The sequence below is a fragment of the Streptomyces sp. NPDC054863 genome (genome assembly GCF_053610825.1).
This window is the reverse complement of record NZ_JBSGZD010000004.1, coordinates 17,180-29,760: the sequence shown is the minus strand read 5'-3', so window position 1 is coordinate 29,760 and position 12,581 is coordinate 17,180. Positions and strand designations below refer to the sequence as shown.

The following is a 12,581-nucleotide window of genomic DNA, read 5'->3' as shown; positions in this document are numbered from 1 at the left end:
GGTTTGCCGGGTCCATCCCGCCCGGCGAGGCCGGATGCGGCGCCGGGCGGAGCCGGATGCGGCCCCCGGCAGAGCAGGGTGCGGTGCCCGGCGGGGCAGCACGAGGCACACCGTATCGCGATACATCGCGTCTGGAGAAGGGTTTCCACAAGCCGGCCGGAGGGCCGGCCGAGGGGCCGATCGCAGGGCCGGCCGGAGGGCCGGACGCGCCCTACGGCACGACCAGATACCCCGCGCCCCGCAGCGCGTCCCGCACCTCCGTGCAGTGCTTCGGCCCCTTCGTCTCCAGCTGCAACTCCACCTCCACCTCCGTGAGTCCGAGCTCAGGACCGGTCCGCGCGTGGCTCACGTCAACGACGTTGGCGTCCGCCACCGACAACACCCCGAGAAGCGTCGCAAGCGCCCCCGGACGGTCCGTCAGCCGCAGCCGCAGTGACAGATAACGACCGGCCGCGGCCATTCCGTGCCGCAAAGTGCGCTGCATCAGCAGCGGGTCCACGTTGCCGCCCGACAGCACCGCGACGACCGGCCCCTCGAAGGACTCCGGGCGGCTCAGGAGCGCCGCCACCGGGCTCGCCCCGGCGGGCTCCACGACCAGCTTGGCCCGCTCCAGACACAGCAACAGCGCGCTGGAGAGCTCGTTCTCCGAGACCGTCCGCACCTCGTCCACCAGCTCGTTGACGATGGCGAACGGCACGTCGCCCGGGCGCCCCACCTTGATGCCGTCGGCCATCGTCTGCAACGAGCCGACCGTGGTCGGCCGCCCGGCGGCCAGCGAAGGCGGGTAGCAGGCCGCGCCCTCCGCCTGCACGCCGATGATCCGCACGTCCGGCCGCACCGACTTCACCGCGACCGCGATGCCCGCCGCGAGCCCGCCGCCGCCCACGCCGACGACGATCGTCCCCACCTCGGGGCACTGCTCCAGGATCTCCAGGCCGACCGTGCCCTGGCCTGCGATGATGTCCTCGTGGTCGAAGGGGTGGATGAACACGGCCCCGGTGTCGTGCGCGAACTCCTGCGCGGCGGCAAGGGTCTCGTCGACGACCTGTCCGTGCATCCTCACCTCCGCGCCGTACTCACGGGTGGCCGCGACCTTCGGCAGGGGTGCGCCGACCGGCATGAACACCGTGGACCGCACGCCCAGGAGCGAGGAGGCCAGCGCCACGCCCTGCGCGTGGTTGCCCGCGCTGGCGGCCACCACCCCGGCCGCGCGCTCCTCGGGCGAGAGCCCGGCGATCCGGATGTACGCGCCGCGCAGCTTGAAGGATCCGGTCCGCTGGAGGTTCTCGCACTTGAGGTGGACGGGCGCCCCGACCAGGCGCGTCAGATACCGGCTGCCTTCCATGGGCGTGCAGCGGGCCACCCCGGAGAGCATCTTCTGCGCACCGCGCACGTCGTCGAGGATCAGGCTGCGGGCGTGTTCGGGCGTGCGGAAGCTCATGGCAGCAAGTCTCGCAGCTCGGCCGGGCCGGGGCCGGGGGCGTCCCAGGGACCGGACCGGGTCCGGTCCGACGCCGGGCCCGACACCGGGTCCGACACCGGGTCCGACGCGGAACCCGCGCCGCGGCCGCGCCTGGTCCGCGCCGGGGCCGACACCGAGCCCGCGCCGGGTCCGCGCCGGGTCCGCGCCAAGTCCGTCGCCGGTCCGTCGCTGCCGCGGCGCTGCTGCGGCACCCGTTCGCCCCCGGTACGCCCCTGATACGGCGCCGGTATGGCCTTCCGGGCCTGCGCACTCCTTACCTTGTCCACAGGTTTGCGCAGCGCAGGTACGTGCGTGCCGGGGGCCGCGTACCCTTGCCCCACCAACCGACCACCGTACGAAGAGAGCCCGAGCCATGCCCCCTACCCAGGACATGACGACCGACCCCGCCGCCGGTCTCCTCGATGCCCTTCAGCACCAGGTGGCCGTCTTCGCCCGGCGTGCGGAACAGACCCGCCTCGGCGGCGTCGGCCAGGTCCGCAATTCCATGGACCGCGCGGCCTACCTGCTGCTCAACCGCCTCGACCAGGAAGGCCCGATGGGCGTCAAGGCGCTCGCCGCCGGCATGGGCATCGACTCGTCGACCGTGACCCGGCAGGTCGCGCCGCTCGTCGACTCCGGCCTGGTGAAGCGCACCTCGCACCCCGAGGACGGGCGCGCGGTCGTGCTCCAGCTGTCGCCGCGCGGCCACGCCCGCCTCGACGAGGTGCGGTCCTCCCGGCGCGAGCTGATGGCACAGGTGACGGACGGCTGGAGCGAGGACGAGCGGGAGGCGTTCACGACGCTGCTGACCCGTTTCAACGGCGCACTCTCCGCCCGCCAGTCGGCGGCCACGGGCGACGCCCCGCCCGCTTCCTGAACCGTCCCCGGGGCCCTGTCCCGCCGAGCCCCCCGCCGACCTCTTGACCTGGCGCATCCGCTGTCCTCATATGAGGACCGGGAGCAGGAACCGGGAGGCACGGTGCGCGAGCGCGAGGCAGCCCAACAGCGGCGCCACGCCGGGGAGTTCGAGGCGTTCGTCGCGGGAGCGGCGGGCCGGCTGCTGCATACCGCGACGCTGCTCAGCGCCGAGCCGCCGGACGCCAATCCGCGCGCCCAGCGCCTCCTCGCCGCCGCGCTCGCCGCCACGTACGCCCGCTGGGCGTCGCTGCGCGGCGAGGACCCGTACGACCGCACCCGGCAGGAACTCGCCGCACGCTTCGCACGCACCGCCTGGCACCACCGGCGCCGCCTGCCCCGCCGCACCCCCCGCCACCTCCCCCACCGGCAACGGCAGCGGCAGCGGCAGCGGCAAGAGCCCGCCCGAGGCGGCGGCCTGCTGGAGTCGCTCACTCCGCAGGAGCGGCTGATCGTGGTGCTGCGGCTGTACGAGGGGGTCCCCGAGGAGCAGACCGCCGCCCAGCTCGGACTGCCGGTGCAGCGGGTGCGGGCGATCTGCGCCCGGGCCGTTTCCCGGGTGTACGAGGCCACCCGGGGCCCGCAGCCGCAGGGCCCGCAGGGGGATGCGGTGGCCGCGCCGTGAGTCTGCGCCGGCCGAAGGAGGACGAGGTGCGGCTGATCCTGGAGCGGGCCCCGCACCCGCCCGTACCGGCCGATCTGCTGGTGCGGGCCACCGCGCGCGGGGCGCGCGGCCTGCGGCGGCGCAAGGTGCTGCGGCGGGTGCTGTGGGTGCTGGCGGTGGCGGCCTGGATCGCGTTCCTGGTGTGGGCGTCGATCGCGCAGCCGTGGCTGGCTCCACCGGCGGACAGCACGCCGCCGGTGGAGGGCTTCTAGCGAACCGTACGAGACCTTCCGCAGCCGTCCCGTGGCAGAACCGTACGAGGCCTTCCGCAGCCGTCCCGTACGGATCAGCAGGCCAACTCGCCTATCCCAGCGCCTGCTTGATGTCGGCGAGCAGGTCGTCGCCGGACTCGATGCCGACGGAGAGCCGGACGAGGTCGGCGGGCACCTCCAGTGCGGAACCGGCCGCCGACGCGTGCGTCATCCGTCCCGGGTGCTCGATCAGCGACTCGACACCGCCCAGGGACTCCCCCAGCGTGAAGAGCTGCGTCCGGTTGCACAGCTCCACGGCGGCCTCCTCGCCGCCCTTGACGCGGAACGACACCATGCCGCCGAAGGCCTTCATCTGCTTGGCGGCGATCTCGTGCCCGGCGTGCTCGGGCAGCCCGGGATAGAGGACCTGGGTGACGGAGGGGTGCGCGGTCAGCATGTCCGCGATCCGCGTCGCGTTCTCGCTGTGCCGGTCCATCCGGACCGCGAGGGTCTTGATGCCGCGGAGCACGAGCCAGGCGTCGAAGGGCCCGGCGACGGCCCCCATCGCGTTCTGGTGGAACGCCAACTCCTCGGCGATCTCGGCGTCGTTGGTCACCAGACCACCGCCGACCACGTCCGAGTGGCCGCCCATGTACTTGGTGGTCGAGTGCACGACGACGTCCGCGCCGAGGGCGATCGGCTGCTGCAGGTACGGGCTGGCGAAGGTGTTGTCGACGACGAGCTTCGCCCCCGCCGAGTGCGCGATCTCGGCGACGACGGCGATGTCCGTGATGCCGAGGAGCGGGTTGGACGGCGTCTCGACCCACACGACCTTGGTACGGGGCGTGAGGGCGGCCCGTACCGCGGCCGGGTCGGAGGTGTCGGCGACCGACCACTCCACGCCCCAGCGCGAAACGACCTTCGCGAACAGCCGGAAGGTCCCGCCGTACGCGTCGTTGGGGATCACCACGTGGTCGCCGGGCGACAGCAGCGTCCGCAGCAGGCAGTCCTCGGCGGCCAGGCCCGACGCGAAGGCGAGCCCGCGCCGGCCGCCCTCCAGGGCGGCGAGGTTCTCTTCCAGGGCGGTGCGGGTCGGGTTGGCGCTGCGGCTGTACTCGTATCCGCCGCGCAGCCCGCCCACCCCGTCCTGCTTGTACGTCGACACCTGGTAGATCGGCGGTACGACGGCGCCGGTCAGGGGGTCGGCGGTGTTGCCTGCGTGGATGGCGAGGGTCTCGAAGGCGCGCTCTGGGCGGCTCTGCTCATGGGTCATGGGCCCGAGGGTAGTTCGCCGTCCGGCACGCCACGTCCGTTGTCCGGGACAATGGGGGTATGGAGATTCTCTGGTTCCTGATCGCGGCGCTCATGCTGGGTGCCGCCCTCGGTCCGTTCCTGCTGCGCAGGCGCGGCGGCATCCGGCTGGCGGCGCCCGGTTCGCCCGACGCGGCGGATCCGGAGGAGTACGGCTTCGTACGGCAGGAAGCGCTGGACGTCCGCCTGCCGGGACCCGACCAGGACCTCATCGACGTGCTGGACGTCGTGCAGCGCACGCAGGACTGGCGGGCCGCGCAGCAGCTGCTCGCCGGTACGCCGAAGGAGGGCGAGGTGCGCTGGCAGCGCGTGCAGTCGTTCGCGGGCGCGGCGTCCCTCGAACTCGCCCAGCGCCCGGGCGAGGGCGGCCGCTGGCTGCGCGACTGGCGTTCGGAGTCCCCCAAGGACGCGGGCGGCGCGGAAGTTCACGCAGAATTCTTGGTGCAGCAGGCCTGGCGCTCCTCCTCCACCGGTACGGACGACTTCCGGATCATCCTGGAGGAGGCCCGCGACCTCTGCGCCCAGGCGGCACTCCTCGCCCCCGGCGACCCGATCCCTTACATCGTCGAGCTCTCCGTCGCGCGCGGCCTCGCCTACCCGCGCCCCGAATTCGACAAGCTCTGGGCGAAGGTGATCGACCGCGCCCCGACGCACATGGGGGCGCACCTGGTCGCTCTCCACTACCTCTCCGAGAAGTGGCACGGCTCGCGCGCCGAGGCGGACACCTTCGCCACGCACGCCGCCTCCCGCGCCCCCCAGGGCTCGCTCCTCGCCGCCCTCCCCCTCTTCTCCGTCTACGACCACCTGCCCGAGGTGGTCCTGGTCGGCAGCTTCTACCAGAGCGCGGTGGTGACCCGGGCCGTCGAGGGCGCACTGTTCGCGGTGCACGCCGCCCGCCCCGACGACCCGATGCTGGCGCACGTACGCCACCTCCTCGTCCTCTTCCTCGTACGCTCCGAGCGCTGGGCGGAGGCGGTCCGGCAGATCGCGTCCGTCGACGGCTACGTGGGCGCCCTCCCCTGGACCCACAGCCAGGACCCGGCCGCCGACTACACCGTCCACCGGAACCTCGCGGTGGCGGGCTACGAGGCGAACGGCGGCAGCCCGGCGACGCTGCGGAGCTGACCGGGGCGCATGGGCACCCCGGGCACCCGGTCACACGGTCGGGAGAGGCGGGGCGGGGAATCCCCACCGCCCCTCCCACGTTGTACGAACCGACTTCCCTGTTGTCCCTGGAGGAGAACCATGCTCTTCGGCCGTACGCCGCAGCTCCCGACCCCCGAGCAGGCCCTGAAGGGCCGCGCGACCCCGGAATTCGAGGTCCCGTCCCGGCACACGGTCCTCGGCAACCCGCTTTCCGGCCCGTACCCCGCCCACCTGGCGGTCGCCGACTTCGGCCTCGGCTGCTTCTGGGGCGCCGAGCGGAAGTTCTGGCAGACCAAGGGCGTCTGGACCACCCTGGTCGGCTACCAGGGCGGCTCGACCCCCAACCCGGCGTACGAGGAGGTCTGCTCGGGCCTCACCGGCCACACCGAGGTCGTCCGAGTCGTCTTCGACCCGGCCGTCGTCTCCTACCCCACCCTCCTGAAGCTCTTCTGGGAATCCCACAACCCCACCCAGGGCTTCCGCCAGGGCAATGACGTGGGCACCCAGTACCGCTCCGCGATCTACCCGCACACCCCTGAGCAGGCGACGGAGGCGGAAGCCTCCCGCGCCGCCTTCCAGGAGGTCCTGACGGGCTCCGGCTTCGGCCGCATCACCACCGAGATCCTCCCGGCGTCGGACAACCCCTTCTGGCCCGCCGAGCCCTACCACCAGCAGTACCTGGACAAGAACCCGGACGGCTACTGCGGAATCGGCGGCACGGGAGTCACCCTGAGCGCCCCTTCCGAGACCAACTGGGGCAGGTCCTGCCCGACGGGCATCGCGTCGGCCGAGGGGTGACGGCAGAGTCCCTGCGTGAGCCGTTGCACGAGCCGCTGACTCCCGACGCCGCCGCCGTCCTCGACGTCCTGCTGGACGGGCCGGGGGCGGTGCTCGCCGCACTGCGGGAGCAGGTTCCGTACGTGCGCGTGACGGGGCGGTGCCGGTGTGGGTGCGCGACCGTGGATCTGGGGGTGGACCGGGCCGCCGTGGCTGCGGCGCCGGGGCACAGCAGCCCGGTGGCGGAGGGGTTCTGCGCGGATTCGGAGTACGGGGCGGGGGTGCTGCTCTTCACCGCCGACGGGTATCTGTCGGGGCTGGAGATCTACACCGGGGCGGACGAGCCGGAGGCCGGGTGGCCCGATCCGCGCGGGCTGACGGTGCAGAGGTAGTCAGCCCAGTTCCAGGGTGGTGACCGCGTACAGGCCCGTGCGGTCGATGTCCGGGGGTCCGGCCGTGTACATGCGGGCCGTTTCGAAGGTCGGGGTCAGGGCCAGCCGTTCCGCGAGGTGGATCGCGGCGGGGTTGCAGTCGGGGGCGTCCAGGGCGATCGGGATGCCGGGGGTGGTGGCCGCCAGGGTGGTGAGGAGCGTGGCGGCGATGTCGGGGGTCGCGGCGTAGAGGGGGCCGACGCGGGAGGCGCCGGGGCAGCCGCGGAGTACGGCCAGACCTGCGAGGTTCCCGTCGCTGATCGCCGCCAGGGCCGTACGGTGCGGGGCCGTGAGCCAGGAGGCGAGGAAGGCGTCGCGCGGGGCCGGGAAGAAACGGCGGTCGTATGCGGCGAGGAGCTCGAAGGGGAGCGTGGTGGCGTCGACCACGGTGACGCCGTCGGCGGGAGCGCCGCCGAAGGAGGTGGCGCCGTCGGCGGGAGCGCGACCCAGGGAACCGAAGGAGGTGCCGCCCTCCGGGATTCCCTCGTAGCGGGTGTTCGTCCAGGCTGAAGTGAAGCCGGATTTGCGGTAGTTGGACTGCTGGGCGACTACGCCGTCGAGGCCGACGTTGCGGCCTGCCAGGCGTTCCATGCCTGCGTTCCAGACCTGGATTCCGTAGCCCTGTCCGCGCAGGTCGGGGCGGGTGAGGTAGAAGCCGAGGAAGGCGTGGTCGGTGTCGTAGCGGATCACGGAGACGCAGGACGTGGGGGTGTCGTCGCCCTCGCGGCGGGCGATCAGGAAGCCTCGCGGGTCGGCGGCGAAGAACGGCTGGGCGTCGGCGATCCCCGGGTTCCAGCCCTCCGCGTCCGCCCAGGCACGCATCAGATGGAGGTCGGAGACGCTCGCGGCGGCGATGCGGACGGGGCGGGGCTGCTGGGGCGACTGGGGTGACTGGGGGTGCATCCGGGGCTCCTTGAGGTGGCGGGGTGGAGGGTGGACCCTTGGATACCTGGCCCGGGCGGGCCGGCGTCATGCGGGCCGCGCCCTTGGGAAGCTCGCGCCCTGCCCGCCCCGACGGCTCCGGCGCCCTCACCCCCGCGCCGCCGCCCTCTCCCCCCGCCCGGCCCGAGGCGTCTGCTTCCGTGTCCGCAGCAGCGTGCAGACCAGTGCCGCCGCCGTCAGCATGACGACCGCCGCGCCCAGGGCCGCCCAGTTCAGGCCGTCCGTGAACGCGTCGCGGGCCGTGGTGAGGAGTGACTCCGCCCGAGGGGAGGGGAGTTGGGGGGCGGTGGCGAGTGCGCCGCCCAGGGTTTCCCGTACCGCCGCAGGGGTCGTGTCGGCCATTCCCCGGGTGTAGACCGCCGCGCCGATGCTGCCGAGGATCGCCATGCCCAGTGCGCCGCCGAACTCCGTGCCCGATTCGACGACCGCCGCCGCCGAGCCCGCCTGTTGCGGCGGGGCCGCGCCGAGGGCCATCTCGTTGGCGAGGGTCATGGCGACGACGATGCCGCCGACGTACAGCGAGCAGCCGGTGAGGACGTACCCGAGGGAGGTGTCGGGGCGGACGGCGGTCAGCCAGAGGAAGCCGCTCGCGGCGAGGAGGAAGCCGCCGGTCATGACGTACGCGCGGTCCGTGCGGGCGGCGAGCGCCGCGCCCGCCGGGGCGAGGACGAGCACCGCGGCCGACGGGACCAGGCTCCAGAGGGCGGAGGTGAGGGGGCTCATGCCGCGCACCGACTGGAGGTACTGGGTGAAGAAGACCGCGAAGCCCACCGTGCCGAACATCGCGACGACGTTCGCCAGGACCGCTCCGCCGAACATCCGGCGGCGCAGCAGGGCCAGGTCGACCATGGGGTGGGCGAGGGTGCGCTGGCGGCGGACGAAGAGCGCGCCGACGGCGAGACCGGCCGCGATGGTCAGGAACGGGGTCGACTGGGCGCCGTTCTTGGCCAGTTCCTTGATGCCATGGATGACGGGGAGCGCGGTGGCGAGGGAGAGTGCGGCACTCGGCAGGTCGAAGCGCCCGGCCGCCGAACCCTTGAACTCCGGGAGGAGGAAGGGTGCGAGGGCCAGGAGCAGGAGCATCGCGGGGAGGTTGACGAGGAAGACCGAGCCCCACCAGAAGTGTTCGAGGAGTACGCCACTGAGGACCGGGCCGAGCGAGATCCCGGCGGTCATGACGGCCGTCCAGACGGTGATGGCCCTGGCCCGCTGGCCCGCGTCGCGGAACAGGTTGCGGATGAGGGCGAGCGTCGAGGGCATCAGGGTCGCGCCGCCGATGCCGAGCAACGCCCGTACGGCGATGAGCATTTCGGGCGTGCGGGCGTACGCGGCGGCCACCGATGCCGCCCCGAAGGCCGCCGCGCCGAGGAGGAGCAGCTTGCGGCGGCCGATGCGGTCGCCGAGTGCGCCCATCGTGATGAGGAGTCCGGCGAGTACGAAGCCGTACACGTCGAGGATCCAGAGCTGCTGGGTGGCGCTCGGGGCGAGGTCGCGGCCGATGAAGGGGATCGCGAAGTAGAGGACGGAGACGTCCATGGAGACGAGGAGGAGCGGGAGCATCAGGACGCCGAGGGCAATCCATTCGCGGCGCCCCGCGAGGGGGGTGACGGGTGGGGGTGCGGTGGTGGTCACGGGGGCTCCCGGTGGGTGTCCGTACAACGTACGCAGGCTGTCTGCGTACGAGGTAAACAGCCCTGCCGCGCTCCGGCAATCAGCGACCTAGTGCACTCGTGGAACTGGGCAGTTGAGGGCTTTCACGGTGTCACAGTGCACTAGTACACTCCCCGCATGAATCCCTCCGCCCGTATCGCCGACGACATCCGCCGCCGCATCACCTCCGGCGCCCTCGCGCCGGGCGACAGGGTTCCGTCCACCCGGCGCATCACCCAGGAGTGGGGCGTCGCCATGGCCACCGCGAGCAAGGCCCTCGCGGCGCTCGCACAGGAGGGTCTCGTACGGCCGGTGCCCGGCGTGGGCACGGTCGTCGCGGGGGCGCCCGCCGGGCGCGTCAGCCCGGCCGGGCCGCGGCCGGGCGGGCTGACGCGGGCGCGCGTCGTCCGCACCGCCCTCGCGATCGCGGACGCCGAGGGGCTCGCCACCCTCACCATGCGCCGCGTCGCCACCGATCTCGGAACCTCGACGATGGCGCTGTACCGGCACGTCCCGGGCAAGGCGGAGCTCGTGCACCTCATGTCGGAGGCGGTGTTCGCGGAGCGCCCCCTGAAGGGCGGTCCGCTGCCGGAGTGGCGGCCCCAACTCGTCCACGCGGCAGGCTGGTTGTGGGAGATGTACACGCGGCACCCGTGGATGGCGCAGGCCATGGCGACCCTCACCCGGCCGACGGTCGCCCCGCACGCCATGCGGTACACCGAGTGGGTGCTGCGGGCGTTGGACGGCCAGGGGCTCACCCCGTACGAGATGCTGCACGTCCACCTCACCCTCTTCGGGCACGTCCAGGGGCTGGCCACCACGCTGGAGCTGGAGCACCGGGCCCGGCAGGACACCGGGATGACCCCGGAGGAGTGGATGGCCTCCCACGAGCCGCGCGCGCTGGCCGTCCAGGCGTCCGGCGAGTATCCGGTCCTCGGCGCACTCTTCGCGCAGGACGACTTCGAACTGGACCTGGACAGCCTGTTCGCGTTCGGGGTGGAGCGGATCCTGGACGGGGTGGCGGTCCTCATCTCCCGCCGAAAAGCCCGTGCGGGGTCGATCGCGGCAGCGGTAGGTTGACCGGATGGATCTTGAGGACCAGCACGCACCGGCCCCGTTCACCCTCCGCCGGGCCACCGAGGCCGATGCGGAGGCCGCCGCCGACGTGTGGCTGCGTTCGTACGACGCCGCCCTGCCCGACGTGCGGCGGGCGCACAGCGACGACGAGGTGCGGGGCTGGTTCCGGTACGTACTGGTGCCGGGCGGCGACACCTGGGTCGCGGAGGACGGCGCGGGCGGTGCGGGCGGGACGGCCAGCGCGGCCGGTGCGCTCGCGGGTGTGATGGTGCTGGACGAGGCCGGGATCGACCAGCTGTACCTCGCCCCGGAGCGGCGCGGGCGCGGACTCGGCGACCTGTTCGTGGCCAGGGCCAAGGAACTGCGGCCCGGTGGGCTGGAGTTGTGGACCTTCCAGGTCAACACCCCCGCCCACCGGTTCTACGTACGGCACGGCTTCACCGAGGCCGAGCGGACGGACGGCTCCCGCAACGAGGAGCGGGAGCCGGACGTCCGGTTCGTCTGGAAGCCGTAGCGGACCGGACCCCGTCGAGCCGGACGGATCAGCCCCGTCGAGCCGGGCGGATCAGGCCTTCGAGCCGGCCTTCCAGGCCGCCCAGTCCAGGTTCCAGCCGTTGAGGCCGTTGTCCGGCTTGATGGTCTTGTCCGGGGAGTTCTTCACGACGACGACGTCGCCGATCATCGAGTTGTTGAAGAACCACGCGCCGGGCGTGTTCGGGTCGTCGGCGCCCTGGGCGTCCGCCAGGCCCACGCAGCCGTGGCTGGTGTTGGCGCTGCCGAAGATGCCCTTGCCCCAGTAGTTGCCGTGGATGAAGGTGCCCGACGTGGACAGCCGCATGGCGTGCGGCACGTCCTTGATGTCGTACTCGCCCTTGCCGTCGTCGTCCGTGAAGCCGACCGTCGCACCGTCCATGCGGGTCTCCTTGAACTTCTCGGAGATCACCATCTTGCCGTTGTACGTGGGGTTGGAGGGCGAACCGGCGGAGATCGGGATCGTCTTGACGACCTTGCCGTCCTCCGTGACGGTCATCTGCTTCGTCTTGACGTCGACGGTGGAGACCCGGTTGCGGCCCACGGTGAACTTGACCGTCTTGTCCTGGACGCCCAGCACGCCGTCCGCACCCTCGACGCCGTCCAGCGCGAGCTTCATGGTGACGGTGGAGTTGCCCTTCCAGTAGTCCTGGGGGCGGAAGTCGAGGCGCTGCGAGTCGAACCAGTGGCCGACGACCTCCTGGCCGCTGCTGGAGGTGACGGTGATGCCGTCCTGCACGGCCTTCTTGTTCGTGATCGGCTTGTCGAAGCGGAGCGAGACCGGCATGCCGACGCCGACCTTGGAGCCGTCCTCGGGGGTGAAGCTGCCGATGAAGCTGTTCTTCGGGGAGACCGTGGTGAAGGAGCGGTTCTCGTGGGCGCTGCGCTTGTCGGCGTCCACGGCGGTCGCGCTGAGCTTGTAGACGGTGGCGCGTTCCAGGCGGCCCTCCGGCTTCCAGCTCAGGCCGTCGGCGGAGATGCTGCCCTTGACTTCCTTGCCGGCGGCGTCGGTGAGCTTGACCGACGTCAGCTTGCCGTCGGCGACGGTGACCTTGGTGTCGCTGTTGATGCCGACGTTGGTGGCGCCGGCCTTGGGGGTGATCTCTATTCGGGCCTTGGAGGTGTCCTTGGCCGCTGCCGCGTCGGCCTGTTCCTGCGACTTCTTCGCACCGTCGGCGCTGTTGCCGCCGTCGCCCTTGCCGTCGTCGCTACAGCCCGAAAGCACCAGAACGCCGCCGAGCAGCGCGGACGCGGCTATCAGACCCTTGCGTCGCTTGCTGTTCGTGATCACACGCTTCTCCATCGTTGCCGCTTCCCACGCGCTCTTCCCCGGCCCCGCCGGGACTCCCCGGGTCTTGCCGGGCAGCACATCCCCGTCAAAGCAGTTACAACCCTCGAACCGACGCCTCCGTTCCACTTTCGCGGAAAGTGTGGGCAATGCCACTCGCGGGAGCGGCTGCTCGACACCTGCTCGCTTTTGACGC

Annotated in this window: 13 protein-coding genes; 8 read left to right on the top strand and 5 right to left on the bottom strand. The window is 72.3% G+C overall.

Going from position 1 to position 12,581, the window contains the following annotated elements; all coding sequences use genetic code 11:
• Window positions 1-211: 211 nt before the first annotated feature.
• The gene (gene ilvA / locus ACWGIG_RS01700; protein WP_453319468.1) at window positions 212-1,441 is read right to left on the bottom strand and encodes a threonine ammonia-lyase; all 1,230 of its coding nucleotides are present in this window, start codon (window positions 1,439-1,441) and stop codon (window positions 212-214) included.
• Window positions 1,442-1,835: 394 nt separating this feature from the next.
• Between ilvA and ACWGIG_RS01695 the strand changes: the two genes are divergently transcribed.
• From ACWGIG_RS01695 to ACWGIG_RS01685, 3 genes are all read left to right on the top strand, one after another.
• Window positions 1,836-2,339 carry a MarR family winged helix-turn-helix transcriptional regulator gene (locus ACWGIG_RS01695; protein WP_453319467.1) on the top strand — a complete coding sequence of 168 codons (504 nt, stop codon included), beginning with the start codon at window positions 1,836-1,838 and terminating at the stop codon, window positions 2,337-2,339.
• A 102-nt stretch (window positions 2,340-2,441) separates the two neighbouring features.
• On the top strand, window positions 2,442-3,002 hold the full coding sequence (locus tag ACWGIG_RS01690) for a sigma factor-like helix-turn-helix DNA-binding protein (protein ID WP_453319466.1): 561 nt from the start codon (window positions 2,442-2,444) through the stop codon (window positions 3,000-3,002).
• Complete coding sequence (locus tag ACWGIG_RS01685; protein ID WP_453319465.1) at window positions 2,999-3,253, top strand: hypothetical protein; 255 nt, start codon at window positions 2,999-3,001, stop codon at window positions 3,251-3,253. Before ACWGIG_RS01690 ends, ACWGIG_RS01685 begins: the two co-directional genes overlap by 4 nt.
• A 91-nt stretch (window positions 3,254-3,344) precedes the next feature.
• Here ACWGIG_RS01685 and ACWGIG_RS01680 read toward each other — a convergent pair whose 3' ends face one another.
• Complete coding sequence (locus ACWGIG_RS01680; RefSeq protein WP_453319464.1) at window positions 3,345-4,505, bottom strand: cystathionine gamma-synthase; 1,161 nt, start codon at window positions 4,503-4,505, stop codon at window positions 3,345-3,347.
• Between the two features lie 59 nt (window positions 4,506-4,564).
• On the opposite strand from ACWGIG_RS01680, the gene ACWGIG_RS01675 reads away from it, so the two are divergent.
• From ACWGIG_RS01675 to ACWGIG_RS01665, 3 genes are all read left to right on the top strand, one after another.
• Window positions 4,565-5,668 (top strand): hypothetical protein, encoded by a 1,104-nt coding sequence (locus ACWGIG_RS01675; protein WP_453319463.1) that lies wholly within the window; start codon window positions 4,565-4,567, stop codon window positions 5,666-5,668.
• 120 nt (window positions 5,669-5,788) lie between these two features.
• Window positions 5,789-6,487, top strand: a complete 699-nt coding sequence (msrA, locus tag ACWGIG_RS01670) for a peptide-methionine (S)-S-oxide reductase MsrA (protein WP_453319462.1) — start codon at window positions 5,789-5,791, stop codon at window positions 6,485-6,487.
• Window positions 6,484-6,858 carry a hypothetical protein gene (locus tag ACWGIG_RS01665; protein ID WP_453319461.1) on the top strand — a complete coding sequence of 125 codons (375 nt, stop codon included), beginning with the start codon at window positions 6,484-6,486 and terminating at the stop codon, window positions 6,856-6,858. Before msrA ends, ACWGIG_RS01665 begins: the two co-directional genes overlap by 4 nt.
• On the opposite strand, the gene ACWGIG_RS01660 is transcribed toward ACWGIG_RS01665, so the two are convergent.
• Together ACWGIG_RS01660 and ACWGIG_RS01655 are read right to left on the bottom strand one after the other, a co-directional pair.
• Window positions 6,859-7,800 (bottom strand): GNAT family N-acetyltransferase, encoded by a 942-nt coding sequence (locus ACWGIG_RS01660; protein ID WP_453319460.1) that lies wholly within the window; start codon window positions 7,798-7,800, stop codon window positions 6,859-6,861.
• A 126-nt stretch (window positions 7,801-7,926) separates the two neighbouring features.
• Window positions 7,927-9,399, bottom strand: a complete 1,473-nt coding sequence (locus ACWGIG_RS01655; RefSeq protein WP_453319528.1) for an MFS transporter — start codon at window positions 9,397-9,399, stop codon at window positions 7,927-7,929.
• A gap of 228 nt (window positions 9,400-9,627) precedes the next feature.
• Between ACWGIG_RS01655 and ACWGIG_RS01650 the strand changes: the two genes are divergently transcribed.
• On the top strand, window positions 9,628-10,569 hold the full coding sequence (locus ACWGIG_RS01650; protein ID WP_453319459.1) for a TetR/AcrR family transcriptional regulator C-terminal domain-containing protein: 942 nt from the start codon (window positions 9,628-9,630) through the stop codon (window positions 10,567-10,569).
• Between the two features lie 4 nt (window positions 10,570-10,573).
• On the top strand, window positions 10,574-11,080 hold the full coding sequence (locus tag ACWGIG_RS01645) for a GNAT family N-acetyltransferase (protein ID WP_453319458.1): 507 nt from the start codon (window positions 10,574-10,576) through the stop codon (window positions 11,078-11,080).
• 51 nt (window positions 11,081-11,131) lie between these two features.
• Here ACWGIG_RS01645 and ACWGIG_RS01640 read toward each other — a convergent pair whose 3' ends face one another.
• Window positions 11,132-12,400, bottom strand: coding sequence for a L,D-transpeptidase (locus ACWGIG_RS01640; protein WP_453319457.1), 1,269 nt, complete (start codon window positions 12,398-12,400; stop codon window positions 11,132-11,134).
• Window positions 12,401-12,581: the final 181 nt, after the last annotated feature.